Annotated in this window: 22 protein-coding genes; 14 read left to right on the top strand and 8 right to left on the bottom strand. The window is 69.6% G+C overall.

Annotated elements, in window-relative coordinates:
• The first annotated feature begins 124 nt into the window (after window positions 1-124).
• From G406_RS0103460 to G406_RS0103440, 5 genes are read left to right on the top strand one after another with little or no spacing between them, the layout of a single operon-like run.
• The gene (locus G406_RS0103460) at window positions 125-373 is read left to right on the top strand and encodes a hypothetical protein (protein WP_156934653.1); all 249 of its coding nucleotides are present in this window, start codon (window positions 125-127) and stop codon (window positions 371-373) included.
• Window positions 373-2,211, top strand: coding sequence for a hypothetical protein (locus tag G406_RS0103455; protein WP_156934652.1), 1,839 nt, complete (start codon window positions 373-375; stop codon window positions 2,209-2,211). The genes G406_RS0103460 and G406_RS0103455 overlap by 1 nt, the downstream gene beginning before the upstream one ends.
• Window positions 2,195-4,294 (top strand): hypothetical protein, encoded by a 2,100-nt coding sequence (locus tag G406_RS0103450; RefSeq protein ID WP_156934651.1) that lies wholly within the window; start codon window positions 2,195-2,197, stop codon window positions 4,292-4,294. The genes G406_RS0103455 and G406_RS0103450 overlap by 17 nt, the downstream gene beginning before the upstream one ends.
• Before the next feature lie 41 nt (window positions 4,295-4,335).
• Complete coding sequence (locus tag G406_RS0103445) at window positions 4,336-5,622, top strand: YeeE/YedE family protein (protein WP_028932719.1); 1,287 nt, start codon at window positions 4,336-4,338, stop codon at window positions 5,620-5,622.
• A 43-nt stretch (window positions 5,623-5,665) separates the two neighbouring features.
• Window positions 5,666-5,926 carry a hypothetical protein gene (locus tag G406_RS0103440; protein ID WP_028932718.1) on the top strand — a complete coding sequence of 87 codons (261 nt, stop codon included), beginning with the start codon at window positions 5,666-5,668 and terminating at the stop codon, window positions 5,924-5,926.
• Window positions 5,927-5,995: 69 nt separating this feature from the next.
• Here the strand turns inward: G406_RS0103440 and G406_RS0103435 are convergent, their stop codons facing one another.
• Window positions 5,996-6,451: an RrF2 family transcriptional regulator gene (locus G406_RS0103435; RefSeq protein WP_028932717.1), complete on the bottom strand. Its 456-nt coding sequence runs from the start codon at window positions 6,449-6,451 to the stop codon at window positions 5,996-5,998.
• A gap of 97 nt (window positions 6,452-6,548) precedes the next feature.
• Between G406_RS0103435 and G406_RS44400 the strand changes: the two genes are divergently transcribed.
• On the top strand, window positions 6,549-8,168 hold the full coding sequence (locus G406_RS44400; RefSeq protein ID WP_064742823.1) for a CynX/NimT family MFS transporter: 1,620 nt from the start codon (window positions 6,549-6,551) through the stop codon (window positions 8,166-8,168).
• Here the strand turns inward: G406_RS44400 and G406_RS0103425 are convergent.
• On the bottom strand, window positions 8,155-8,634 hold the full coding sequence (locus G406_RS0103425) for an Lrp/AsnC family transcriptional regulator (RefSeq protein WP_028932716.1): 480 nt from the start codon (window positions 8,632-8,634) through the stop codon (window positions 8,155-8,157). The two genes, G406_RS44400 and G406_RS0103425, sit on opposite strands and share 14 nt — an antisense overlap.
• A 134-nt stretch (window positions 8,635-8,768) precedes the next feature.
• Here G406_RS0103425 and G406_RS0103420 point away from each other — a divergent pair, with 134 nt between their 5' ends.
• Together G406_RS0103420 and G406_RS0103415 are read left to right on the top strand one after the other, a co-directional pair.
• Window positions 8,769-11,087 (top strand): transketolase-like TK C-terminal-containing protein, encoded by a 2,319-nt coding sequence (locus G406_RS0103420; RefSeq protein ID WP_028932715.1) that lies wholly within the window; start codon window positions 8,769-8,771, stop codon window positions 11,085-11,087.
• A gap of 128 nt (window positions 11,088-11,215) precedes the next feature.
• Window positions 11,216-12,244: a patatin-like phospholipase family protein gene (locus G406_RS0103415; protein WP_051341420.1), complete on the top strand. Its 1,029-nt coding sequence runs from the start codon at window positions 11,216-11,218 to the stop codon at window positions 12,242-12,244.
• Window positions 12,245-12,358: 114 nt separating this feature from the next.
• Here the strand turns inward: G406_RS0103415 and G406_RS44395 are convergent, their stop codons facing one another.
• From G406_RS44395 to G406_RS0103400, 3 genes are read right to left on the bottom strand one after another with little or no spacing between them, the layout of a single operon-like run.
• Entirely contained in the window at window positions 12,359-13,204 is an 846-nt protein-coding gene (locus tag G406_RS44395; protein WP_037074732.1) for a MaoC/PaaZ C-terminal domain-containing protein, read from the bottom strand.
• A 2-nt stretch (window positions 13,205-13,206) separates the two neighbouring features.
• A complete protein-coding gene (locus tag G406_RS0103405) occupies window positions 13,207-14,553 on the bottom strand; it encodes a 3-oxoacyl-ACP reductase (RefSeq protein WP_037074730.1) in 1,347 nt (448 codons plus the stop codon).
• Window positions 14,550-15,833: an acetyl-CoA C-acetyltransferase gene (locus G406_RS0103400; RefSeq protein ID WP_028932712.1), complete on the bottom strand. Its 1,284-nt coding sequence runs from the start codon at window positions 15,831-15,833 to the stop codon at window positions 14,550-14,552. The genes G406_RS0103405 and G406_RS0103400 overlap by 4 nt, the downstream gene beginning before the upstream one ends.
• 61 nt (window positions 15,834-15,894) lie before the next feature.
• Between G406_RS0103400 and G406_RS44390 the strand changes: the two genes are divergently transcribed.
• A complete protein-coding gene (locus G406_RS44390; RefSeq protein WP_037074720.1) occupies window positions 15,895-16,539 on the top strand; it encodes a TetR family transcriptional regulator in 645 nt (214 codons plus the stop codon).
• The gene (locus G406_RS0103390; protein ID WP_037074717.1) at window positions 16,536-18,440 is read left to right on the top strand and encodes an acyl-CoA dehydrogenase family protein; all 1,905 of its coding nucleotides are present in this window, start codon (window positions 16,536-16,538) and stop codon (window positions 18,438-18,440) included. The genes G406_RS44390 and G406_RS0103390 overlap by 4 nt, the downstream gene beginning before the upstream one ends.
• Before the next feature lie 628 nt (window positions 18,441-19,068).
• On the opposite strand, the gene G406_RS0103385 is transcribed toward G406_RS0103390, so the two are convergent.
• A complete protein-coding gene (locus tag G406_RS0103385) occupies window positions 19,069-19,314 on the bottom strand; it encodes a hypothetical protein (protein ID WP_028932710.1) in 246 nt (81 codons plus the stop codon).
• Window positions 19,315-19,508: 194 nt separating this feature from the next.
• Here G406_RS0103385 and G406_RS0103380 point away from each other — a divergent pair, with 194 nt between their 5' ends.
• Together G406_RS0103380 and uriT are read left to right on the top strand one after the other, a co-directional pair.
• Complete coding sequence (locus G406_RS0103380) at window positions 19,509-20,441, top strand: nucleoside hydrolase (protein WP_028932709.1); 933 nt, start codon at window positions 19,509-19,511, stop codon at window positions 20,439-20,441.
• Window positions 20,438-21,856 (top strand): uridine transporter UriT, encoded by a 1,419-nt coding sequence (gene uriT, locus G406_RS0103375; RefSeq protein ID WP_028932708.1) that lies wholly within the window; start codon window positions 20,438-20,440, stop codon window positions 21,854-21,856. Before G406_RS0103380 ends, uriT begins: the two co-directional genes overlap by 4 nt.
• Here the strand turns inward: uriT and G406_RS56485 are convergent.
• A complete protein-coding gene (locus tag G406_RS56485) occupies window positions 21,839-22,006 on the bottom strand; it encodes a hypothetical protein (RefSeq protein ID WP_156934650.1) in 168 nt (55 codons plus the stop codon). The genes uriT and G406_RS56485 overlap by 18 nt on opposite strands.
• A 293-nt stretch (window positions 22,007-22,299) precedes the next feature.
• On the bottom strand, window positions 22,300-22,521 hold the full coding sequence (locus G406_RS0103365) for an antitoxin (protein WP_037074714.1): 222 nt from the start codon (window positions 22,519-22,521) through the stop codon (window positions 22,300-22,302).
• Between the two features lie 242 nt (window positions 22,522-22,763).
• Between G406_RS0103365 and G406_RS0103360 the strand changes: the two genes are divergently transcribed.
• A complete protein-coding gene (locus tag G406_RS0103360) occupies window positions 22,764-23,678 on the top strand; it encodes a beta-ketoacyl-ACP synthase 3 (RefSeq protein WP_084215755.1) in 915 nt (304 codons plus the stop codon).
• 75 nt (window positions 23,679-23,753) lie between these two features.
• A complete protein-coding gene (locus tag G406_RS0103355) occupies window positions 23,754-25,412 on the top strand; it encodes a purine-cytosine permease family protein (RefSeq protein ID WP_028932705.1) in 1,659 nt (552 codons plus the stop codon).
• Window positions 25,413-25,434: the final 22 nt, after the last annotated feature.

Raw genomic sequence — 25,434 nt, 5'->3', positions numbered from 1 at the left:
GCGATATCCACGCTGTTCAGACAGCGCTATTCCGGCATTCTCTGTCGGTGATTAGTGCTGCGCGAATTCAGCGTTGAGTCGTGTGTTTCGCTCCCCATCGAAACTCACACGAGGTGCAAGCACTGTGTCAATTTCCAAGGTAACCCGCGCCGCGGCCGTAGGCCTGGCGCTCGCGGGTGTCGGATTGGTGGTGGCCGCGGGCACGGCCAGCGCCGCCACTCCCAACGGCGACATCCCGGGCGCGGACGCGACCGGTACGCAGACCGCCGACGGCGACCTGACCCCGGGCGGTGTCCCGATCCACGGCACGGTCAAGTCGGCGACCGGCGCGACCAAGGTACTGCCGGGTGGGCAGCAGGGGCCGGGATACTGATGCCTCGGTTCCTCTCAGGTGTGCGGCCGCTGCACAAGGTGCTGGTCGGTGTCGGTGTGCTCGCTGTGGCCGCCGGACTGATCGTCGCGCCGAGTGTCGGCGACGCATACGCGGACATCACGTCCGCCAAGTCGATCATCAAGGGCAAGGACGGCAAGGACTACTGGGTGGAGAACCACCTGGACCACAAAGCCGCCGACGACTCCCACAAGTCAGGTAAGCGCCCCGAATACCTGATCGTGTGGGCCGGTGACGAGAACGTCGCGGACACCATCGTCCCGGACATCCAGAAGCTGCCCGGCTCGCTGAACAGCACCGTCGACAAGGTGCGCAACGCCCTGCCCGGCCCGGACTTCCTGGCCGTGCTGGACGTGACGCCGGGTTCCCCGAGCTACGGCAAGGTCGTCAACACCGGCACCGTCGGCCCGCTGGTGGAGAACGAGCCGCACCACGTCCAGTACGTCTGGCACAAGGGCGAGAAGATCTACGCCGGTGGCCTGTACTCGGCGGCGACCTACATCTTCGACGTGTCGAAGCTGCCGTCGCTGAGCCTGTCCGGCATCAGCCTGCCCAGCAACACGCTGTGTGGCTCGGTTCCGGACGCGTACTGGGTCCTGAAGGACGGCAGCGCCTACGGCACGTACATGGGTGGTCCGGTCGCTCCGGGTCCCTGCAAGTACACCCACGGCGAGGTCCGCAGCGGTAACGGGTTCGCCGGTACCCCCGGTGAGGTCGTGCGGTTCGCCAAGGACGGCAAGAACCTGGTGGAGGCGCCGGCCGCCACGACGAAGTCCGAAGATCCGAAGCAGTGCCTCAACACCCCGAGGCTGGGCCTGCCCAGCTGCGCGAACCCGCACGGTATTCATGTCCGTGAAGACCTGAAGACCATGGTGACGAGTGACTACGCGGAACCGAGGACGATCATCCTCGACCCGGTCAAGGCCCCGTCGCCCTACCTGCGGCGTCCGACCGTCCGAACCTGGGACATCAGCGACCTCAACCACCCCAAGGTGAAGAGCGTCAGCTTCCTGCCGGAGGGGCCGCGCGCCAAGGCGAACGACCCGCTGCACACCGAGAACCGGGCCGCGATGGAGGTGACCGCCACCAATCTGCCGGGGCACAAGGGAGCATTCGCCGAGTCCATGCAGGGTGGTGCGATCTTCTACACGCCGGATATGACCGCCGAGCACCCGGTGTGGCGCGAGGTGTACGACAACACGCAGGCCGACTCCAAGATCAACGGCAAGCCGGTCAGCGCGGAAGGTGACAACGGAGCCTGGATCCAGACCAGCCCCGACGACAAGATCCTTTACCACTCGCTGCAGGGCCGTGCTCCCGGCGGCCTCGGGCCGGACGACCCCGGCACGGCGGGTGGGGTGTTCGCACTGGACATCTCGAAGCTCGTCGAGGCCGGCACCGACTTCAAGTGCAACATCGACGAGAAGTCGGAGATCACCGCCGGCGGCCACGAGTCGGACTGCCCGAAGCTGGACAGTGCGCTCGCCATCAACCCGGACAAGAAGGCCGGTGGCCCGCACTGGGGCGCGCTGGACAACCTGAAGCTGGGTGACGATGGGTACTACCACGAGACCGACCAGCCCCGGCGCATTGCCACGGCTGACTACTTCGTGGCCCGTACCGGCCTCGACGGTGACCACCGCGTCTGCATCGTGGACATCGGCAAGGACGGCAAGCTGACCCTGGACAAGAACTTCAAGGACGAAGTGACCGGTCAGACCTGCATCAGTTTCAACCGTAAGAACTGGCCGCACGGAGCGTTCGGCAACGCCAAGCCGCACTCCATGCTGTTCGTCACGGCTGATGACGACATCAAGTAGCAGCGGCAACGGGCAGCCCCGGTCGCGTCACCCTCGCGGGTGGCGCGGCCGGGGCCCGGCCCTACTCCTCGTCGGCGCGGCCGTGCTGGTCGCGTTGGTCACGGTGCTGGTCCGCATCGTGTTCCGGCCGGGTGCCGGTCTGCCCGCCGATGAGCTGATCACCTCCATGGTCACCCCGCCGGTGGACGCCTCGGCGATCCTGGTGCGGGTGGCACTGCTCGTCGCCACTGCGGTGGTGGCGGGACTCGCGCTGGTCAGAGGCTGGCTGGACGTTCGTCCGGTGACCTCGGGCATCCGGTTGCTCGCCTGGACCGGGGCGCTGACCGTGGCCGTGACCTGCGCCGCCGGTGTGATCACCGGTCAGACGACCCGGCCGATCGCCGCGGTGCAGCTCGCGCTGGCCCTGGCGGTACCCCTGCTGCTCGGAGCACTGCGGCGGCCATGGCCGGTCGGCGTCGTCGGGATCGCGCTGGTCGGGCTGCTCGGTGTCGAGCTCGGCGCCGCGCGCACTGGTCTGTCCCTCGCTCTCGATGTGGTCTACGCGGTGTCCGGCGCGGTCCTGCTGGGTGCCTCGGCGTTCGGCGTGGCGCTGCTGCCGGGCCGGGTCTCGCCGAAGGATCGGCTGTTGAACGGTGCCGTCGACACCTCTGCCCCGGATGACGCCGAGCGCCGTGCGGCGGTGCTGGCGCGGCTGACCTGGCCGGGCCTGATCGCCGCCGTCGTCGCCTCGGTCGCGGGCATCACCCAGGCACTGGTGACCGGACCCCGGTCACTCTTCGATCTTCTCCACACCGGGTACGGACTCGCCGCGCTGGCGCAGGCCGGACTCCCGGTGGTGGTTGCGCTGACCTGGTACCTGCTCACCGGCCCCGCCGGCAGGGCGCGCGGACCGGAGCTCAGCAGGCTGGCCGCCGCGGGGCTGGCATTCGCCTTCCTCGCCGGCGCGATGCTGGCGACCCAGCCCCGGCCGGCGGCGGCGCCGGAGCCGGGCCAGCCGCTGCTGCGGCCGGTCGAGCTGGGGCTTCGGCACCTCGCGGTGCTCGTCGCGCCCATGCGCCCCGGCCCGAACCTGGTCCACATCGGCGATGCCGGCGGTGGACAGGCACTGCCCGGCGGCCATGGTCATCGGCCGGTCGCGCCGGTCACCCCGAGCAGTGCGCTGTCGGTCAGTGCCGGTGGTGCTCCGGTGCCGCTCACCACGCGCCCCGGTGCGTCGGGGACCTGGGCGGTGGTGGACATCCCCGCCGGGACCGAGCAGCTGACGGTCACCGGCGACGGCGTCCCGGGAGTCGTGCCGATCGACGTCGGCACGGAACCGGGTGACCCGGTCGTCACCCGGGCACTGACCGGTGTCAATGGACCGGAATGCGCCAGCGCGGCGCTGGCGGCGCTGCTCAGTGCGAGCACAGCCGCCCAGCCCGCGCTGACCTCGTGCCCGTCCGAGACATTGACCGCGAGCGATCGGGAGGCGGTGCGTGACACGGTCACGTTCCTGGCGGGGCGCGGCATCACCGCGTTCGACCTGGTCGCCGACGACTCGCCGAGGTCGAGGTCGGCGGCCGAGCTGGTGCGGTCCGAGGCGGCGAAGCACAACCTGCCGGTCTCGGCCGGGCTGACCGGCGTGCCGGGGCACACCGTGCTGGTGGTGTCCGGTTGGGCCGCGGCCAAACCGGCGCTGGACCAGGCGACCGCCCAGTCGCGCGAAGCGGCCAACGGCGGCATCGTGGTGGCACCGTGGTTGCTCGCGGACACTTTGTTGCCCTCGGCGGAATCCGAGGTGCTCGCGTTGACGTTCAACCCACAGGAGACGGCGCCCCGGCAGTACGGCGTCACCGTGGCCGCCGTCTTCCCCGGCGAAGGACCGTCCGCCGCCGGGTACCTGGCCTGGGCGCGCAACCACGGCATCCAGCTGGACGAGCGGGCGGCGTTCTACGGCGCCGCGCCCGTCAACGTTCCGATGGGGGTCGACATGGACATGGGTCCGGACCCGGGTGCCTGGTACCCGGACGGAACGGTCGTCGCGATCAACGCCCCGTTGGGGCCACCGGTGGCCCCGTTGGGGCCACCGGTGAGAACGCCGTGACCGCATCACAACCAGCGCATCTGGAAACAGGAGGAGGACCCGTGTCGGTTCTTAACGAACCTGCCGAAGGGGGGTTCGGTGCCACGTTCCGCCGGCTGCCCGCCGTCGACCGTGCCTCGCACCGGCCCAACGAGCAGGAATCCCCGCCGACCAACTGGGCCATGGTCGGGGTCGGCGTGCTGCTCGCGCTGTTGCTGGCCTGGGGTGTGTCGCGCTCCAGCACCGGCATCATGGTCGGCACCTCGGTGCTCGGTCTGGCGCTCGGCTTCACCCTGTTCCACTCCCGGTTCGGCTTCACCTCGGCGTGGCGTCAGGTCGTCTCGGTCGGGCAGGGCGTCGCGCTGCGGGCGCACATGCTGATGCTGGCGGTCGCCTGTGTGCTGTTCGCGGTGGTGCTGGCCACCGGGTTCGGCCTGAACGGCGCGCCGAAGGGGCTGACCCAGCCGGTCGGCATCGCGCTGATCGTGGGTGCGTTCCTGTTCGGCATGGGCATGCAGGTCGGCGGGTCGTGCGCGTCCGGGACGCTGTTCGCCGTCGGCGGCGGGCAGTCGGCGATCGTGCTGACCCTGTTCGGCTTCATCGTCGGCTCGGTGCTGGCGGCGGCGAACTACACGTTCTGGTTCGTCACCCTGCCCATCGGCCCGACCATCTCGCTGTCCAAGACGTTCGGCTACGGCGGCGCGCTCGTGCTGTCGCTCGCGGTCATGGCACTGGTCGTCGCCGGTTCGTACGCGATCGCCAAGCGCCGCAACCCGCCGCCGGTCGAGGACCCGCCCACCAGCCACGGCTTCGCCAGGATCGTGCGCGGCTCGTGGCCGTTGTGGGTCGGCGCCATCGTGCTCGGTGTGCTGAACGCCGCCGTGCTGTTCGTGTCCGGCCAGCCATGGGGCGTGACCTCGGCGTTCGGGCTGTGGGGCGCGAAGATCCTCGGGCTCTTCGGCCTCGACGTCTCGCACTGGGCGTTCTGGCAGGTGCCGGCGAACGCCAAGCAGCTGGCCGGGCCGGTCCTCGCGGACCGCGTCTCGGTCCTCGACTTCGGCATCATGATCGGCGCGCTGCTCGCCTCGGCGGCAGGCGGCGTGTGGACGCTGCACCGCAGGGTCCCGTGGCGTCTCGCGCTCGGTTCGGTACTCGGCGGCATCGCCATGGGCTACGGCGCGCGCCTGGCCGGTGGCTGCAACATCGGCGCCTACTTCTCCGGAATCGCCTCGTTCAGCCTGCACGGCTGGCTGTGGGGCGTCATGGCACTGATCGGCACGTTCGCCGGACTGCGGCTTCGCCCGCTGTTCGGCCTGACCAACCCCAAGCCGTCCGACTCGATCTGCTGATCGGCTCGGCGAACACCGTCCCCGTCCTCGACAAGGGAGAAAAATGCACAACGCAGTTCGGCGCACGCTGGCGGTCACCGTCGGCACCGGCGCCATCCTGATCGCCGCCGCCGGCGTCGCCAACGCGGCCGACGACTCGGGCAACTCGCACCACCCGAACGGCCAGGGTTCCGGCCTGTCCGGTGGCCCGACCCCGACCTACGTCCTCAACGGTGCCCCCGCGGTGCCGCTGAGCGACCCGACCCTGGGTGAGGGCACGGCACTGCCGCCGGTCTACAACACCCTGGGCAGCGCCACCGGCTGACCTGCGCCCACAACGCCTCGGGGCTGCCGTATGAGCCCGCGCTGTCCCGAGGTGGCAGGGAACTCCCGCCTAGTGGTTCTGCCAGGCGTCGTCGCTCTCCGCGATACGGCGAACCTTGGCCGGGAGTTTGCGCGCGGCGAGATCGGCGAGTGTGACGTTCTCCAACACTCCTCGGACGCTCGCGCGCATGGCCACCCACAGTGGCCGCAGGGCCTCGGCAGCTCCCGGATAGCTGAGGTCCTGCGGCCGCTCGCCACGCACCGTGGCGAGCGGTCCGTCCACCGCACGCAGCACGTCCGCGACGCTGATCTCCTTGGCCGGCTGACCGAGCCGGTAGCCGCCGTCGACACCGCGCCTGCTGGCCACGATGCCGGCCCGGCGCAGGTCACACAGGATGGTCTGCAGAAACTTCTGGGGGATGTCCTGGGCAGCGGCGATCGACTCGGCGTTGCGATGGGCATCCGGATCGGCCGCCAGCTCGACGGCTGCCCGTACCGCGTAGTCGGCCCTTGCTGAAACCCGCACTGACCAATAGTGGACTACCCGAGCGTGATCCGCCGCGCCGGGGCGGCCGCCCGTCCACCCGGACGATCATTCTTTCCGAGCCAGAACGGTAATCGACGTGCCGAGTTCACCGCATTCCCGCCAGGCGATCGTGATCGTCGGGATCGTGGCGGTGGCGTTGAATCTCCGGTCCGGCGTGACCAGTCTCGGCGCGGTTCTCGGCGAGATGACCCGATACTGGCAGTTCTCCGGAGTCGTCGCGGGAATAGTGACGGCATTGCCGGTTCTCACATTCGCCGTTGTCGGATCCACCGCGTCGGTCGTGGCCCGCCGATTCGGGGCGGAACGCATTGTCGCCGCCGCGATGGCGTTGTCCGCGACTGGGTTGATCCTGCGTGCACTCGCCGGTTCCGTGGTGGTGTTCCTGGCCGCGAGTGTGCTCGCCCTTGCCGGAGCCGCCATCGGGAATGTGCTCCTGCCGCCTCTGGTGAAGCGTTATTTCCCGACCCGCATCGGCACGATGACCGCCCTCTACAGCACGGCGCTCGCGCTCGGGATGACCGGCGGCGCCGGCCTGACCGTGCCGATCGAGCACGCGTTCGGCGGCGACTGGCGGCTCGGGCTCGGAGTCTGGGGCGGGCTGGCGCTGCTGGCTGCACCCCCGTGGTTCGCCCTGGTCGGGACCCGTGAGTGCGTTGGGCTGCCAGGACAGCCGAAAACGCTCACGGGTGTACATCGCTCTGGTACCGCGCGGGCGCTGACGCTGTTCTTCGGCTGCCAGTCGCTCAACGCCTACGTCGTGTTCGGCTGGCTGCCGACGATCCTCGCCGACGCCGGGCTCGACGCACGCGACGCCGGCCTGCCGCTCGCGCTGTCCAGCGCCATGTCGATCCCGATGTCGTTGCTCGTGCCCGGGTTGGCGACCCGCAAGGTGTCGCAGTACGGGCTGGTCGTGGTCACCACGGCGCTGTACGCGGGTGGTTACCTCGGGCTGCTGATCGCACCCGCCTCGGCGCCCCTGGTGTGGGCGGTGCTGCTCGGCGCGGGCAACGGCGCTCTGCCGCTGGCGGTCACCATGATCGGGCTGCGGTCCGGCGGCGCCGAGATGACCACCGCACTGTCCACGCTGGTGCAGAGCGGTGGGTACCTGCTGGCGGCGGCAGGCCCACTGCTGGTGGGCGTGTTGCACCAGAACACCTCGGGCTGGCGGATCCCGTTGCTCGTGTTGTTCGCCGGGCTGGCGGTGCAGCTGCTCAGCGGGCTGCGCGCGGCAGCGCCCCGGCCGGTCGAGGACGAGCTGGTCCCCGCCGGTCGGCATTCCGCCGAGACGCTCGCGGGGTGGCACCGCGGTCTGGCTGTGGGTCTCGCCGGACTGGTCCTGCTGCTGGGCGGCGCCGGGGTCTGGCTCGCGGCCGGCCGTGGCGGTCCAGTCGCACCGGCTCCCGCACTGGCCGCGCCGCTGCCTCCGACGAACGCACTCACGATCCCCGGGCCTGAGCGACCCGATCTGGCGAGCGCACCTTCGGCGCCGAGCCACCGAGCACCCGCCGCGGCTCTGCCGATGTTCGGCCGGCCGCCGGTCACGGGCGGTGCGACCGCGACGCCCCAGCCGACGACCGCGCCGCCGCGCACCGGGAACACCACCCGCGACCGCGTCCCGACCGGCGAGCGTGAGCGCGGCACCGGACTGGTGGGTCAGGTCCTGGGCGGGGCCATGGCCCAGCTCAGCCTCCGGTGAGCCGGTCGAGCAGCGGCCGGATCCGGTAGCCCACCAGCTCCCGCATCACCAGCGCCGTGTTGGTCCGCTCGACCCAGGGGATCGCCAGGATCTGCCCGGCGATCCGGTAGAGATCGTCGGCATCGGTCGCCACCACGTGCACCAGCAGGTCGGACTGACCGCTCAGACCGAGAACCTGCAGGACCTCGGGGATTTCGGCCAGGGCGGCACCCGCCTCGTCCAGCCGCCGCTGCGTGACCTGGGTCGTCACGAACGCGGTCAGCGGATAGCCGAGCGCGGCGGGGTCGACCCGACGTTCGAACGTGTCCAGCGCACCGCGCTCCTCCAACCTGGTCAGCCGGGACTGCACCGTGTTGCGGGACAGCCCGATCTCCTCGGCCAGCGCCACGGTCGTCGCCCTCGGCTGCTCGGCGAGTGCGAGAAGCAGCCGGGCGTCCACCGGGTCGACACGGTCACCGTTGCGCATCCTGCTGACCTCCAGATCGAGAGGAACACTCGAAGTTGTGCACTATGCACTAATTCTGTGTCCCATGTTGAGCAGTCGGACAAAGGGTGCTGTCATTCAAGGACGATCTGCACGCCTCGGAGGCCTGACACCTGATGACCAGTACCGTTCCCGCCCCGGCAAGCACCAGCGTCCTCGACCAGATCGAGCAGCGGGTGCTGTGGCTGTCGAGCGCGATCGTGCACCACGCCAACCGGGTGCGGCCCAACCCGTCGGGGCTCAAGGTGGGCGGCCACCAGGCGTCCTGCGCCTCGATGGTGTCGATCATGACCTCGCTGTGGTTCCGGCACCTCGCGCCCGGCGACCGGGTGTCGGTCAAGCCGCACGCCTCCCCGGTGCTGCACGCGATCAACTACCTGCTCGGCGAGCTGGACGAGGCGAAGCTGTCCACGCTGCGCGAGTTCGGCGGACTGCAGAGCTACCCGAGCCGCTCGAAGGACCCCGACCCGGTGGACTACTCGACCGGATCGGTCGGCATCGGCGCGACCGCGCCCATCTGGGGTGCGGTGTCGCGGCGCTACCTGCGTTCCTCGCTCGGTGCGAGCACCGGCCGGGGACGACAGTTCTCCCTGGTCGGGGACGCCGAGCTGGACGAGGGTGCGGTGTGGGAGGCGATCCTCGACCCGGCCGTCGCCGAGCTCGGCGAAGTGGTGTGGATCGTCGATCTGAACCGCCAGTCCCTGGACCGGGTGGTGCCGAACATCGCGGCCGACCGGCTGCACGGCATGTTCGAGGCCGCCGGGTGGCAGGTGCTCACCCTGAAGTACGGCCGTCTGCTCGAGGAGCTGTTCACCAAGCCCGGCGGCGAGCAGCTGCGCGTGCGGATCGACGGCATGAGCAACCCGGAGTACCAGCGGCTGCTGCGCTGCTCGGCGGAGGAGCTGCGCACCCGGGTGCCCGGCGACGGTGAGGGCGCCGCGCCGATCGCCGGTCTGATCGCCGACCTGGACGACGCGACGCTGGTCGAGGCCATCCGCAACCTCGGCGGTCACGACCTGGACGCGCTGGACAAGGCGTTCGGGCAGATCGACGACAACCGGCCGACGGTGATCTTCGCCTACACGGTGAAGGGTTACCGGTTGCCCGTCCGGGGCCATCCGCAGAACCACTCCTCGCTGCTCACCGAGGAGCAGATGCAGGCGCTGGCCGGTGAGGTCGATGTCGATCCCACGCACCCGTGGCAACGGTTCGACCCGAGCAGCCCCGCCGGCCGGACCTGCGCCGACACCGCGTCGAGACTGCGCAGGGAACCGATCACGGCGACCGGGGCGCCGGACGTCCCCCGGGACATCGGGCGACCGGCGCCCGCCGGCGTCGCGACGACCCAGGCCGCGCTCGGCAGGGCGCTGCTGGACCTGACCCGTTCCGCGCCGGAGGCGGCGCGCCGGGTCGTGACGGTCAGCCCGGACGTCAGCTCCACCACCAACCTCGGCGGCTGGGTCAACAAGGTCGGCGTGTGGTCGGCGACCGAACGTCAGGACTGGTTCGCCGACGACGCCGAGACGATCCTGCACTGGCGGGAGAACCCGGGCGGGCAGCACATCGAGCTGGGCATCGCGGAGACCAACCTGGTCGGCCTGCTCGGCGAGCTGGGCGCCACCTGGAGCCGCTGGGGAGAGCCGTTGCTGCCGATCGGGGTGATGTACGACCCGTTCGTCGAGCGCGCGCTGGAGCCGTGGTCGTTCGGCATCTACGCGGGCGGACAGTCGATCCTGGTCGGCACACCGTCCGGGGTGACGCTCGCGCCGGAGGGCGGGGCGCACCAGTCGATCAAGACCCCGTCCATCGGCATCGAGCAGCCCGGCTGCGTGACCTACGAACCGGCGTTCGCGATCGACGTCGAGTGGACGCTGCTGGACTCGATGGCACGCCTCGGCCGCCCCGACGGCGGGTCGTCCTACCTGCGGCTGTCGACCCGACCGGTCGACCAGTCACTGGCGGCGGTCCCGACCGACCCCGCGGCCCGCGAGCGCCGCCGCCGCCAGGTCGTCGCGGGCGGCTACCCGCTGCGCCGCCGCGACGGAGCGGTGCTGACCGTCGTGGCCATGGGCGCGATGGTCACCGAGGCACTGGACGCCGCCGACCGGCTGGACCAGGTCGGCATCGTGGCCGACGTCGTGTGCGTGACCAGCCCCGACCTGCTGTTCCGTGCGCTGCGTGCCCGGCAGGGCCGCGAACAGGGCCCGACCTGGATCCTCGACCAGCTGTTCGGAGAGGACCGCGCGACGCCGATGGTGACCGTTCTGGACGGCCACCCGCACACCCTGGCGTTCCTGGCCTCGATCCGAGGAGTTCGCAGCGCCCTGCTCGGGGTGACCGGCTTCGGCCAGTCAGGTTCCCTGGAGGAGGTCTACCGCCACCACGGGATCAACACGGACGCCATCGTCTCAGCCGCCCTGGACCTCACCCAGTAACCCCGCGGCCCAAACCATGATCACCACCGTCTCATGGCTGTTCTTCGGCGCCGAAACAGCCATGAGGCGGTGGTGATCATGAGAACTGCACATCCACGCGCTCAGGCGCGTTGTGATCTCATGGAACGGTGACGCGCAGCGGGAGTAATCACAAGCGGCTCAATGCGGATCTGGTGCTCTCCGGGGGCGGGGTCAAGGGCATCGCGCTGGCGGGTGCGGTGGCCGCGCTGAACGACTCGGGCTATCGACCGTGGCGTGTGTCCGGGACCTCGGCGGGCGCGATCGTCGGCGCACTGGTCGCGGCCGGGCTGACCGGCGAGGCACTGTCGGCGGCCGCGATGCGGCTGGACTACGCGAAGTTCGCCGACAAGGTGCCGCTCGACCACGTCCCGGTGCTCGGCCCGGGCCTGGCGTTGCTCGGCGACGACGGACTGTACAAGGGGGACTACGCCCGCGAGTGGATCGCCGACGAGCTCGAGCAGCTTGGTGTGCGCACGTTCGGTGACCTGGTGCTGGACGATCCGCAGCTACCGGCCCAGCAGCGCTACAAGCTGGTGATCACCTGCGCGGACATCACGCTCGGCAGGCTGATCCGGCTGCCCTGGGACTACCGCGACGTCTACGGACTGGATCCGGACAAACAGCTCGTGGCCGACGCGGTACGCGCTTCCATGTCGATCCCGCTGCTGTTCCGCCCGATGACGCTCACGAACCCGGACACCGGCGTCGAGTCGACGCTCGTCGATGGGGGAGTGGTGTCGAACTTCCCGATCGACTCGCTGGACCGCACCGACCGCAAGCTCCCGCGCTGGCCGACGTTCGGCATCACCCTGATGCCCGAGATCCCCGGCCCCGACGGCACTCTGCTGCCGCACTGGCTCAACAAGATCATGCCGGCGCCGGTGCACCTGATGGAACGGGTCGTGACCACCGCACTGGTCGGGCGTGATCAGGCCTACCAGCACAAACCGTGGGTGCAGACCAGGACGATCGAGGTCAACTCCGACGCGGCGGGCTTCACCCAGTTCAACCTGACCCAGGAGCAGATCCACCAACTGCACGACGACGGCTACAAGGCGGCGGAAACCTTCCTGTCCACCTGGAACTGGCAAACCTACCTGGACCGCTTCCGCCGCCCCCAACCCGAAACCGCCTGACACGCCCAGCCCGAAGTGGCACGAATGTGGCAATAGGGACGTTCAACGTCCCTAAAGCCACATTCGTGCCACTGGGGTGGTGTGGTGCGGTTGAGCGGCGGGTTCGGGACGGGATCAGCGAGGGGTGACCGTGGCGAGCAGGTGCAGGCGGTCGGTGGAGCGTAGGGCGAGCGCCCAGGTGCCGGTTGCGTGCGCCACGTGCAGTTGCACGTCCGAGGGGAGGACCACCGGCTTGCGGAACACCACGTCCAGGTCGTAGGCCTCCGGCAGCCTGCCCTGCAGCGTGGCGAGGCAGCGGGCGGCGGTCCACATGCCGTGCGCGATCGCGCCGGGGAAGCCGAACGCCTTCGCGGCCAGCGGATGCAGGTGGATCGGGTTGACGTCGCCGCTGACCGCCGCATACCGCCGACCGGTGTCACCCGCCAGGTGCCAGCGGGCCGCCAGCGGAGCATCGGGCACCTCGGCGGGTTCGCGCTCCGCTTCCGCGGTGCCGGTCGGCGTGCCCCGGGACAGGTAGGTGCTGACCGCGGACCACACCTCCTCGCCGGACACGGTCACCGAGGAGAGCAGGTCCACCTGCGTTCCCTTGGCATGTGGCCGCAGGTCAGCCGCCCGAACCCGCAGGTCGAGCCGCTCGTCGGCACCGATCGGACGGTGCACCGTGATGCGTTGGCGAAGGTGCACCAGACCGGGGAGCCGCAGCGGAAAACCGGGCTCGGTCATCAGCTGCACCTGCGGACCGAACGACAGGACCTGCGGGAACGTCGTCGGCAGCCGACCGTCGAGCGGGAAGCCGCACACCCGCGCGTAGTCGGCGAGCCTGCCGGGATCGACCGTCAGACCGTCCAGGGCCAGCTCCCGGTCCGGCAGCTCACCGCCACCACCACCGCGCCACGGCAACAGCGCCAGCGCGTAGCGGGAGCCCAGGCGCGGCTCGGTCGTCAGGTTCTCCGTCGCCATGTTCAGGCCCCCAGAATGCTCTGGCCACAGACCCGCACGACCTGACCGGTGACGCCGCCGCTGCCGGGCTCGGCCAGCCAGGCGATCGTCTCGGCGACGTCGACCGGCAGCCCGCCCTGCTGCAGGCTGTTGATCCGCCGGCCTGCCTCCCGGGTACCCAGCGGCATCTTCGCGGTCATCTCGGTCTCGATGAAGCCCGGCGCGACCGCGTTCGCCGTGATGCCACGCGGCTCCAGCGTCGGCGCCAGCGCCCTGACCAGCCCGATCACGCCGGCCTTGCTCGCCGCGTAGTTGGTCTGGCCCCGGTTGCCCGCGATGCCGCTGGTGGACGCGACCGACACGATCCGGCCACCGGAACGCAGCGGGCCGCCGTCGGCGAGCAGCGCGTCGTTGAGCGCCAGCTGGGCGCGCAGGTTGACCGCGAGCACCGCGTCCCAGCGCGCCGCGTCCATGTTGACCAGCAGTTTGTCTCTGGTGATGCCCGCGTTGTGCACGATCACGTCCAGGCCACCGTGCCGGCTCTTCAGGTGCTCCACCAGCCGCTTCGGCGCGTCCGGCGCGGTGATGTCGAGCTGGACGGCCAGACCGCCGATACGGTTGGCGGTGGCGGTCAGCGCCTCGCCCTGCGCGGGCACATCGAGGCACACCACCGTCGCGCCGTCCCGCGCGAACACCTCGGCGATGCCGGCGCCGATTCCCCTGGCCGCCCCGGTGACCACGACGACCCGGCCCTGCTGGGCCGGACCCGCCGGGTTGCGCGAGCCGGCGGAACCGCTCGGGCCGACCGTGATCACCTGGCCGTCGACGTACGCGGAACGGGCGGAGAGCACGAAGTTCACCGTCGATTCGGTATCGGCGGGATCGGCGTTCTCGTCCACCAGCACCAGGTTCGCGGTCGCGCCGCCCCGCAGCTCCTTCGCCACCGAGCGGACCACACCGTCCAGCGCCTGCCGGGCGGCCGCCGCCTCCACGGTGCCGCTCGGCGAAGCGGGACGGCCGAGCACCAGTACCCGAGCGGACGAGCCGAGCCTGCGCAGCCCGACGTGCAGGAACTCCCGCACCGCGTCGAGATCGTCGAGGGCGTCCACACCCGTGGCGTCCAGGACGAGACCGCCCAGCCGTCCGTCCGAGTCCGCCGCGAGCTCGATGCTGGCCAGCGAACGGACGTGATCGGCGAGTTTGCCCGCGCCCGCCTGCCCGACCAGTACCGGGCCGTCCGTCAACGGCTGCCCCGCCTGATGACGACGCAGCCGGGCGGGGCGCGGCAGGCCGAGCTGTTTGCTCAGCTTGCCGCCGATCCGCCCGTTGACCAGGTCCCGATAGCGGTCGGTCGGTGCGCGCCCGCTCACTTCGCGGCCTCCAGAATCGCCACCACACCCTGTCCGCCCGCCGCGCAGATCGAGATCAGGCCGCGCCCGGAGCCCTTCTCGGCGAGCAGCTTCGCCAGTGTCGCCACGATCCGCCCGCCGGTGGCGGCGAACGGGTGTCCCGCGGCCAGCGACGACCCGGTCACGTTCAACCGGGACCGGTCGATCGTGCCGAGCGGGGCGTCCAGCCTGAGGCGTTCGGTGCAGAACGCCTTGTCGTCCCACGCCGCGAGCGTGCTCAGCACCGTCGAGGCGAACGCCTCGTGGATCTCGTAGAAGTCGAAGTCCTGCAGCGTGAGTCCCTGGCGGGCGAGCAGCCTGGGTACCGCGTAGGCCGGTGCCATGAGCAGCCCCTCGCCGCCGTGCACGTAGTCGACCGCCGCGGTCTCGGCGTCCACCACGTGGGCCAGCACCGGGAGCCCGTGCTCGCGGGCCCACTCGTCGCTGCCCAGCAGCACCGAGGACGCGCCGTCGGTGAGCGGCGTCGAGTTGCCCGCCGTCATCGTGCCGCCGGGACCGCCGAACACCGGCTTCAGCTTCGCCAGCTTCTCCGGCGTCGAGTCGGCGCGCAGGTTCGCGTCCCTGGTCAGGCCCAGATACGGGGTGATGAGGTCGTCGAAGAAGCCCCGGTCGTACGCGGCGGCGAGGTTGCGGTGGCTCGCGGCGGACAACTCGTCCTGCTCGGTGCGCCCGATCTCCCACTCGGCGGCGGTGATCGCGGCGTGCTCACCCATCGACAGCCCGGTGCGCGGCTCCGCGTTGCGCGGCACCTCCGGCACGATCTGGCCGGGCCGCAGCTTCGCCAGCGCGGCCAGCCGGGCGCTCAGCGACCGGGCGTGGTTGAGCTCCAGCAGAACCTGGCGCAGGCCCTCGTTGACCGCGATGGGCGCGTCGCTGGCCGAGTCCACCCCGCCCGCGATGCCGCTGTCGATCTGGCCGAGCGCGATCTTGTTGGCGACCAGTACGACGGCCTCCAGGCCGGTGCCGCAGGCCTGCTGCACGTCGTAGGCAGGAGTGCTCGGGGACAGCCGGCTGCCGAGCACCGACTCCCGGGTGAGGTCCCGGTCCCTGCTGTGCTTGAGGACCGCGCCCGCGACCACCTCGCCGAGGCGCTCGTCGCGCAATCCGTAGCGGGCGACGAGACCGTCCACTGTCGCCGTGAGCATGTCCTGGTTCGACGCGCGGGCGTACTGGCCACCTGCGCGGGCGAACGGAATCCGATTGCCGCCGATCACCGCGGCGCGGCGAGTGCTGTCTGCCATGGCACGCTCTTTCCCCAGATAGCCGGTACTTAAAGTACACGGTACTCTTAGTTTCGTGAAGATGACGGATGGGCGCAGCACCCGCTGGGAATCACACCGTCATGCCCGTCGGGCAGAGCTGGTCGAAGCGACCCTGGTCGCGATCCGCCGGCACGGCCCGCTGGTCGGAATGGACGAGGTAGCGGCGGTCGCGGGCACCAGCAAGACCGTGCTGTACCGGCACTTCGCCGACAAATCGCAGCTCTACCTGGCGGTCTGTGCGCGGGTCGCGGACACGCTGCTCGGTCAGCTGCGCTCCGTACTGCGCCCCGACGCCGACCCGAGGGACACCGTCGCGGCCGGCATCGACGTCTACCTGCACCTGATCGAGTCCGACCCGCAGGTGTACCGGTTCGTGGTGCGCCACGCCTCACTCGACCGCCCGCTCGACGCCGACCCGGTCGGGGGGCTGATTCAGCTGATCGGGGACCAGGTCGCGCGGGTGATCGAGCCTAGGCTCCGCACAGCGGGGTTCGATCCGGCCGCGGCGCTGCCCTGGGGGCACGGGCTGATCGGCATGGTTCGTGCGGCCGCCGATCCCTGGCTCGACGGGCGAGTGTCGCTGAGCAGGGCGGATTTGACCACAAACCTCACCAGACTGGTTTGGGACGGGCTCTGTCCGGTCATCAATACCTCGATCGACCACACCGCATCGGAGGCACGATGAGCAGCACCACCGCCAGTACTCCGGCCACGCTCCTGCCGGGTCTGCGTGAGCTGATGGACGGGCGCTGGGCGTCGGTCCGTGAGGACGTACGCAAGCAGCTCGGTGACCGCAGGCTTCATCCGGACCCTCAATGGGACCTCGAACGTCACCGCGCCCACATCACCGACCTTGCTCACGAGCTGGCCGCCGGCGGCCACACGGTGCACGGCTTCTCCGCCGACCACGGCGGCTCCGACGACATCGGCGGTTCGGTCACCTCCATCGAGATGCTCGCCTACGCGGACCTGTCGCTCATGGTCAAGGCGGGCGTGCAGTGGGGGCTGTTCGGCGGCGCGGTGCAGGCACTCGGTACCGAAGAGCACCACCGCAAGTACCTGCGCGACATCATGGAGATGACGCTGCCGGGTTGCTTCGCGATGACCGAGACCGGTCACGGCAGCAACGTCGCGGCGCTCGAGACCACCGCGACCTACGACGTGGCGACGCGCGAGTTCGTGGTGCACAGCCCGACGCCGACCGCGCGCAAGGACTACATCGGCAACGCCGCCCGCGACGGCCGCATGGCGGTCGTGTTCGCGCAGCTCATCACGCCCGAGGGCGGGCACGGCGTGCATGCGCTGATGGTGCCGATCCGGGACGAGCACGGCCGGGCGATGCCCGGGGTGACGATCTCCGACTGCGGCGTGAAGGCCGGGCTCAACGGCGTGGACAACGGCAGGCTGGTGTTCGACTCGGTCCGTGTGCCGCGCGAGGCGCTGCTGGACCGGTACGGCCACGTCGACCCCGACGGCAGCTACTCCAGCCCGATCGAGAACGCCCAGCGCCGGTTCTTCACGATGCTCGGGACCCTGGTCCGGGGCCGGATCAGCGTGGCGGGCGCGGCGGCGAGCGCGACGCAGTCCGCGCTGGCGATCGCCATCCGGTACGGCCAGCGGCGCCGTCAGTTCGAGGCACCCGGTCACGACCAGGAGATCGTTGTCCTGGACTACACCGCGCACCAGCGCGCACTGCTGCCCGCGCTGGCGACCAGCTACGCACTGCACTTCGCGCAGGAGGAGCTGGTGCGGCTGCTGCACGACACGCAGAGCGGCGGCACCCAGGACGAAGAGATCCAGCGTCAGCTGGAAGCGCGGGCGGCCGGGATGAAGGCGGTCACCACGGGGCACGCCACGCACACCATCCAGGCGTGCCGGCAGGCCTGCGGTGGCGCCGGCTACCTCACCGAGAACCTGTTGCCGCAGCTCAAGGCCGACACCGATGTGTTCACCACGTTCGAGGGTGACAACACGGTGCTCCTGCAGCTGGTGGCGAAGGGCCTGCTGACCGAGTACCGGGACACCGTCGGTGACCTGAACTCCCTGGAGATGTTCAAGTTCCTCGCCGAGCAGGTCGTCGACGCGATCGCCGAACGCACCTCGGCGCGCACCATCGCGCAGCGCTTCCGCGACCCGGCGACCGACGACGCCGACTGGCACCACTCACTGTTCGCCGACCGCGAGGAGCACCTGCTGGCCGGTGCGGCGCGCAGGCTGCGCCGGGCCACCGAAGACGACGCCGACCCGTTCGAGGTGTTCAACGACGCACAGGACCACCTGCTCGCGGCGGCCAAGGCGCACGTGGACCGGTGGGTCCTGGAGTCGTTCACCTCGGCGCTGGAGCGCTGCGAGGAGCCGGACGTCGTGGCCCTGCTGGAGCGGGTCCGTGCGCTGTACGCGCTGTCCAACATCGAAGCCGACCGGGGCTGGTTCCTCGAACACGGCCGGATCACCGCCGCCCAGTCCAAGGCGATCATCGGTGCGGTCAACGACCTGTGCCGGGAGGTGCGGGCCCACGCCGACACCCTGGTCGACGGCTTCGGCATCCCCGAGCTCTGGCTGGACGCCGCGATCCTGCGCAATTGACGGCACAGGGCCGCGGCTGCGCCGCGCCGGTGTCTGGGATCGCGGGTTCTCAGGGTGTCCCCGCTGGCCATCAAGTGTCTTGGCGTGGGTGGGCGGTATCAACCCCCGGCTGACGCCGGCCTCGCACCCGTTCCTGGTTGCACGGGTTCGGGGGCGAGGTTTCAGGGTTGACACCGCCCACCCACGCCAAGTGCAGGCCAGGATCGCGGGGACGGGGGAGCTTTGCGCGCCCACAGGTCCACGGCTGTGCCGTGCCTCACCGGCTGCAGTGCGCCCCGGGAGGGGCGGGGTGACTTCGCAGAGCTTCGTGTCGTGTCGCAGATGTTCCAACATCTGCGACACGACACGAGCCTCTGCGAGGTGGGCCAGAACCTCTGCGAGGTGCGCAAGATGCGCGCGGTGGGCGAGGTTCGCTCCGCGAGTCTCCCCGAAGGGGGTTCAGTGCGAAGCACTGCACAAAACGCAACAGGCGAAGCAAAACGCGATCAGACACGCGCGCGTCAAGCAAGGGCAGCGAAGCCGGAGCGAAGCGAACGGCGAAGCCGCCCAAGTTTCCGGTTGCGGGCCCCCGGAGCGAAGCGGAGCGGGGTCCCAACCGGAAACTTTCGACGCGCGAGGAGCCGGCCGGCTAATCGGTCCTGACCCAGCGTTCCAGGCGGATGCTGGGGCGGGGGGTGATCATTTCGGGCTTGGTCTTCTGGGATAAGGGCGGGCCCAGTTCGGGGGTGAGGAAGCGGTGGAACCTGCACCGTTCGTCGGTGTGCGGGACCAGTGCCTTCGGGCCGCCCTCGAGGGGGTCGATCAGCTCGTACGGCGTCGCATCGCCAACCAGGTAGGAGAGCGGGGCTGTACACGCGGCGCAGAGCTGGGGCATGCCGGTCGGGCTCCTCACGGATCTTCGGGTGGTGCAACTCCTGATCTTGGCAGGTCACTGAGGGTCTCCGAACTCTCCCCGGACGGCCCACCTTGAGACGCCGAAGGAGGTACCTGACGATCACGCTTGGTTCCGAAAGCGAGAGGTACTGTGCCAGCGGAGTCAGGCGGTCGCGAAGGTGAGGGAGCGTTGTGGTGTCGGTTCCGGTGGTTCTGGACTGCGATCCAGGTCATGACGATGCGTTCGCCATCTGGCTGGCGGCGGGTGACCCGAACATCGACCTGCTGGGGATCACCACGGTGGGCGGCAACGGGCATCTGGAGCACACCACCCACAACGCGCGGGTCGTCTGCACGGTCGGGGGCATCCACGGCGTGCCGATCGCGGCGGGCGCGGACAGCCCGCTCGTGCGGCGGCTGACGGTCGCGGACGACATTCATGGCGCGAGCGCGCTGGACGGCCCGGTGCTTCCCGAGCCCGAGGTGGATCTCGACCCGCGTGGCGCGATCGAGCTGCTGCGCGAGCTCATCACCGGCTCGCCCGAGCCGGTGACGGTGCTCGCCACCGGTCCGTTGACCAACATCGCACTGCTGGTCCGCACGCACCCGGACGTTCTGCGCAACGTCCGGGAGGTCGTCTGGATGGGCGGCTCGACCGGCCGGGGGAACGTCACCCCGTACGCCGAGTTCAACTCGTGGGTGGACCCGGAGGCGTTGTCGGTCGTGCTCGGCGCGCAGGTCCCGTTCACCATGGTCGGGCTCAACATCACCCACCAGGCGCTGGTCACCGCCGAGGTGCTGGACCGCATCGCCGCGATCGGCAACCGGACCTCGGAGTTCGCCGCGCAGCTGCTGAAGTTCTTCTGCGCGAGCTACAACACCGCCGAAGGCATGCCGGCCGCGCCGTTGCACGACCCGGTCGCGGTCGCGATGGTGGCGGTGCCCGAGGTAGTCGCGTCGGTCCGGGCGCGCCTCGACGTGGAGCTGCGCGGCACCGAGACGGCGGGAGCGACGAGCGTCGACCTGCACGACAAGCTGGGCCGTGAGCAGAACGCCACGGTCGCGATCACCCTAGACGTCGCGCGTTTCTGGGACATGGTCGAGAACGCCATCCGGGCCATGCGGTGACCCAGGACGCGCCCGTGAGGGCGGGGAGCACGGTCGCGCTGATGACGGCTCTGCTCAGCGCGTGCATCGCGTTCCAGCTCAACGCGACGATGATGAGCCCGGTCCTGCCGACCATGGCGCGGGAGCTGGGGACCGACGAGGTCGCCGTCGGGCTGTCCCAGACGATGTTCTTCACCTCGGGCGCGATCTTCGGGGTGTTCCTGCCGAGGCTCAGCGACATCAGGGGCAGACGACTCGTGCTCGGCGGGCTGCTCGCGCTGGTCGCGGTGGGCTCCGTGCTGGGGGCGCTCGCGCCGAACATCGTGGTGCTCGACATCGCGCGGATCATCCAGGGCTGCTCGGGCCCGGTCGTGCCGATCTGTCTGCTGATGCTGCGCGCGAGTGTCACCGAGCCGAAGCGCTACGGGACGTTGATGGGCGTGATCACGGCGGTCAACGGCGGCGTCGCGGGCGTCGACGCGTACTTCGGCGGTCTGCTGGCCACGCACTTCGGTTTCCGGGGTGTCTTCTGGACCATGACGGTGATCGCGCTGATCGCCACCGCGGTGGTGTTCGCCTGGACGCCGGAGTCGCGCCCGTCGGAGGGCGTCGCGATGGACTGGTGGGGCGTCGTTCCGCTCGTGCTGTCCGTCGCCGCCATCCTCACCTCGGTCAACGAGGCGGGCAAGCTCGGTTCGGCGAACTGGCCGCTGGTCGCGGGGCTGCTGGTGCTCGGCGTCGGGTTCTTCGTGCTCTTCTACCGGGTCGAGAAGGGCAGGCCGCATCCGCTGGTCAGCCCGGAGCAGCTGCGCAAGCGCGAGACCTGGGCGCTGCTGCTGACCACGTTGCTGACCATGACCGGCATCTTCGCGACCATCAACGGCCTCGCCGTGACGTTCGCCCAGGACACCCACGCCGGTTTCGGACTGCGTCCCGACGTGTCGTCGCTGCTGCTGCTCACCCCGTTCGCGCTGGTGGGCTGGCTGGTCGGCCCGTTCGCGGGCCGTATGGCACCCGCGTTGGGCTACCGCAGGGTGCTGCGGCTCGGCATGGTCGGCAGCATCGTCTCGTTGGCGATCATGGCGACGTTCGGCCTGCACTCGCTGCCGATGCTGGTGGTCGCCTCGGTGCTGCTCGGCATCACCTATGCGGGCGTCGTGAACATCATGCTGAACGGTCTCGGCATCGTGCTCTCCCATCCGGAGAACCCGGGCTTCCTACCCGGGATGAACTCGGCGGCCTTCAACTTCGGCGCCGGCCTGAGCTTCGCCGTGCTCCCGGTGGTCCAGGTGTTCGGCAGCCCGAGCGGGTCGAGCTCCTCGGCCGGGTACACCGGGGGCCTGTTGCTCGGTCTGGTGATCACCGGCTGCGCGCTGGCCGTGTCGTACCTCATCCCGAGACCGGCGGCGGCCGAGACCTCAGGCGGACAGCTGTAGCTCGTCGGCCCTGGACGCGATTTCGTAGAGTTCGCACGGCCACTGGGCGACGCCGCATTCCTGGCAGTTGCCGTGGGCATCGGGGACGTGTTCCGTCTGGACGCGCTGACGCAGATCCGGCATCCGAGCCAGTAGGCGGGCCATGAGCATGGTGGCGTTCCTTCCGGTAGACGGTGGGCCCTGTGTCGGTACCCACCCGGTTCAACACTCGTCTGGGCATCGAGTGACGGGTGGGACGAGAAAAACTTCGGAGCGTCGACCAGTGGTCGCCTCTGAAAGGTGAACGGCGTCTCATTGTCACGCCACTAGGTGAAAGGTTGATGACGCATGGTAGTCGACGGTCACGGAGGGAAGCGATCACCTCGGGACGGTCACACACAAAAAGACGGAGGGCGCACACCGAGGTTCGGTGTGCGCCCTCCGCCGGTACGGCGATGCGGCCCCTACTGGGGCGGCGGGGGTGGCGGCTGCTCCTGTTGCTTCTGCTGCTCGCCCGATCCGTGCAGGTAGTTCTTCGCCTTCTCCGAAGCCGAGTCGATCTGGCTGTCGTGTCCGGCGAACTTCTGCTTGACCATGCCGGTGCCCTTGTCCACGGCCGAGTCGGCCTTGTCAGGGTTCTTCCCGGCCCACTCCTTGACCTTGTTGACCAAGTTGCCGAGTTCCATCAGTACCTCCAAGAGGTCGTTAGCTCGGGCTGGAACCAGGTTTCCCAGCAGCTGGACGGGTTACACCACTCGAACGTGTTCATCCCTAAGATGAGCGCGGTGCATGCGAGAGCTGGGTCACACCAATTTGGATACCAGATAGTAGGTCTTCAAAGTAGTTCAATGCGTTCCTGTCGATCGGCCGGTGAGCCGCCCCGGTGATCTCTCTGCACTCCCGCCCCGCGATCGGTGGGGCCCGCCTGATGGGCTTCGGTGTTCATCGGCCATCGAGCTTGTTGTATAGCGATGACCTGGGAAAACGATGGGGTAAGGACGGCGACTGGGTGCGTGCGCGCACCGGGATGAACAGCCGGACCATCGCCGCCGAGGACGAGTCGCTGTCCGACATGGCGATCGGCGCGGCCCGTGGCGCGGTCGAGGCGAGCGGGCTCGCTCCCGGCCAGATCGACCTCATCATCGTGGCGAGCTGCAGCACGGCACCGCCGAGGGGCTCCGCGGACGTCGTGGCCGCGGCCATCGGCGCCACCGGCGCGGCCGGTACCGACCTGAATGCGGCCTGCGCCGGATTCTGCTACTCACTCGCCGTCGCGGCGGACAGCGTGCGGATGGGATCAGCTCAGCACGTGCTCGTCGTCGGCGCCGAGCGGATGAGCACCTTCGTCGACCCGGACGACCTACCGACGGCGATCGTGTTCGGTGACGGCGCGGGCGCCGTGGTCGTCGGCCCCTCGGACGACCCGGGGATCGGGCCGGTCGTGTGGGGCAGCGACGGCGCACAGAAGGACCTCATCACGATCGAGACCAACCAGATCATGACGATGCAGGGCCAGGCGGTCTTCCGGTGGGCGACGTCGGAGATTCATCCGGTCGCGCTGGAGGCCTGCCGCAGGGCGGGGGTACCGGTCGAGGAACTGGCCGCGATCGTTCCGCACCAGGCCAACCTGCGGATCGTCGACCATCTGGCGCGCAAGATCGACGCGCCGAAGGCGGTGGTGGCCAGGGACGGCGCCGACACCGGAAACACGTCGGCGGCGTCGATCCCGCTGGCGCTGCACCGCCTGATCGACGAGGGGCAGCTGTTGTCCGGCGACCTCGCGCTGCTGGTCGGTTTCGGCGCCGGTCTGACCTACGCGGCACAGGTCGTGCGCCTGCCCTGACGCCTGGGACCTACCGTTACCTGAACGTCATAACAGCGAAACTCCTGGATAGCTCCCGGATTTGACGCTTGTCGAATGACGCAGGATGCCGTTGACATCAGGGCCGGTGGTAATGGCCCGGACAGTAATAGCGGGGCCGCGGCGAAGGAGACGCTCGAGGACTACACACTGCGGTTCGCGCCGCGCAGTTATCGGAAGTGGTCCCCGGGCGTCGTCGCCGTGTCCGCACTGGGCGGGATCGCCTATCTGGCGGACTTCGCGATCGGTGCCAATATCGGAATCTCCTACGGCACGACGAATGCACTGTGGGGAATTCTGGTGTTCGCCGTGGTCATCGCGGCAAGCGGATTCCCGCTCGCCTACTACGCGGCCAGATACAACCTCGACCTCGATCTGATCACCCGGGGCAGTGGTTTCGGCTACTACGGCTCGGTGGTCACCAACGTCATCTTCGCGACGTTCACCTTCATCTTCTTCGCGTTAGAGGGCTCGATCATGGCCCAGGGGCTCAACCTCGGGCTGGGCATCCCACTGTGGCTTGGCTACGCGCTGTCCACCCTGGTGATCTTCCCGCTGGTGGTCTACGGGATGTCGCTGCTGTCGAAGCTGCAGCTGTGGACGACACCGTTGTGGCTCGTCCTGATGGTCCTTCCGTTCGGGTATCTGCTGGTCAGCCACCCGGAGTCGGTCAGCACCTTCTTCGCGTACCAGGGTGAGAACGGCGCCGGTGCGCCCAGCCTCGGTTCGGTGATGCTGGCGGCCGGGGTGTGTCTGTCGCTGATCGCGCAGATCGCCGAGCAGATCGACTACCTGCGGTTCATGCCGCCGAAGACCCCGGAGAACGCGCGCCGCTGGTGGGCCGCGACGATCCTGGCCGGCCCCGGCTGGGTTCTGTTCGGTGCGATCAAGCAGGTCGTCGGTCTTTTCCTCGCGGTCTATCTCATCGCTCACGCCGCCGGCCCGGCGACCGTGGCGAACCAGCCGGTGCACCAGTTCCTGGAGATCTATCAGGACATCATGCCGCCGTGGGCCGCGATGACCCTCGCGGTGATTCTGGTGGTCATCAGCCAGGTCAAGATCAACGTGACGAATGCCTACTCCGGATCGCTCGCCTGGACGAACTCGTTCACCCGGGTCACCAAGACATATCCGGGCAGGCTGGTCTTCCTCGGCGTGAACCTGCTGATCGCGCTGGTCCTGATGGAAGCGAACATGTTCGACTTCCTCAACACGATCCTTGGTTTCTACGCGAACTGCGGAATGGCCTGGGTCGTCGTGGTGGCCTCGGACATCGTGTTCAACAAATACCTGCTGAAGCTCTCGCCGATCGAGCCGGAGTTCCGCCGGGGCATGATCTACGCGGTCAACCCGGTCGGGTTCGGTTCGATGATCATCGCGGCCGGGGTGTCGATCGTCGACTTCTTCGGCGGTCTCGGTGAGGCGCTACGCCCGTTCTCGCCGCTCGTGGCGATCGTCCTGGCCCTCCTGCTGCCGCCGGTACTGGCGATCGCCACCCGGGGTAGGTACTACCTGCGCCGGACCGACGACGGGGTCGCGCTGCCGATGTACGACGAGTACGGCAACCCGTCCGGCGAGGTGCTCGACTGCCACGTGTGCAACCAGCGGTTCGAACGACCGGACGTCGTCGCCTGCCTGGAGCACAGCGAACACATCTGCTCGCTGTGCCTGAGCACCGACAAGACCGGCGAGCACGTGCTCCCGGCCCAGACGTGAGCCGGGCGCCCTGTTAGAAGTA

This window comes from Actinospineispora spinosispora DSM 44797 (genome assembly GCF_000429025.1).
Taxonomy (GTDB): Bacteria; Actinomycetota; Actinomycetes; order Mycobacteriales; family Pseudonocardiaceae; genus Pseudonocardia; species Pseudonocardia spinosispora.
The sequence above is the reverse complement of the archived record's forward strand: the minus strand, read 5'-3'. Positions and strand labels throughout refer to the sequence as shown.

Coding starts and splice junctions, on each gene's coding strand:
- G406_RS44390 (WP_037074720.1), top strand. CDS start 15,895: ATGACGGATGGGCGCAGCACCCGCTGGGAATCACACCGTCATGCCCGT.
- G406_RS0103420 (WP_028932715.1), top strand. CDS start 8,769: ATGACCAGTACCGTTCCCGCCCCGGCAAGCACCAGCGTCCTCGACCAG.
- G406_RS0103440 (WP_028932718.1), top strand. CDS start 5,666: ATGCACAACGCAGTTCGGCGCACGCTGGCGGTCACCGTCGGCACCGGC.
- G406_RS0103425 (WP_028932716.1), bottom strand. CDS start 8,634: ATGCGCAACGGTGACCGTGTCGACCCGGTGGACGCCCGGCTGCTTCTC.
- G406_RS0103385 (WP_028932710.1), bottom strand. CDS start 19,314: ATGCCCCAGCTCTGCGCCGCGTGTACAGCCCCGCTCTCCTACCTGGTT.
- G406_RS0103390 (WP_037074717.1), top strand. CDS start 16,536: ATGAGCAGCACCACCGCCAGTACTCCGGCCACGCTCCTGCCGGGTCTG.
- G406_RS0103365 (WP_037074714.1), bottom strand. CDS start 22,521: ATGGAACTCGGCAACTTGGTCAACAAGGTCAAGGAGTGGGCCGGGAAG.
- G406_RS44395 (WP_037074732.1), bottom strand. CDS start 13,204: ATGGCGACGGAGAACCTGACGACCGAGCCGCGCCTGGGCTCCCGCTAC.
- G406_RS0103455 (WP_156934652.1), top strand. CDS start 373: ATGCCTCGGTTCCTCTCAGGTGTGCGGCCGCTGCACAAGGTGCTGGTC.
- G406_RS0103400 (WP_028932712.1), bottom strand. CDS start 15,833: ATGGCAGACAGCACTCGCCGCGCCGCGGTGATCGGCGGCAATCGGATT.
- G406_RS56485 (WP_156934650.1), bottom strand. CDS start 22,006: ATGCTCATGGCCCGCCTACTGGCTCGGATGCCGGATCTGCGTCAGCGC.
- G406_RS0103360 (WP_084215755.1), top strand. CDS start 22,764: ATGGGCTTCGGTGTTCATCGGCCATCGAGCTTGTTGTATAGCGATGAC.
- G406_RS0103450 (WP_156934651.1), top strand. CDS start 2,195: ATGACGACATCAAGTAGCAGCGGCAACGGGCAGCCCCGGTCGCGTCAC.
- G406_RS0103355 (WP_028932705.1), top strand. CDS start 23,754: ATGACGCAGGATGCCGTTGACATCAGGGCCGGTGGTAATGGCCCGGAC.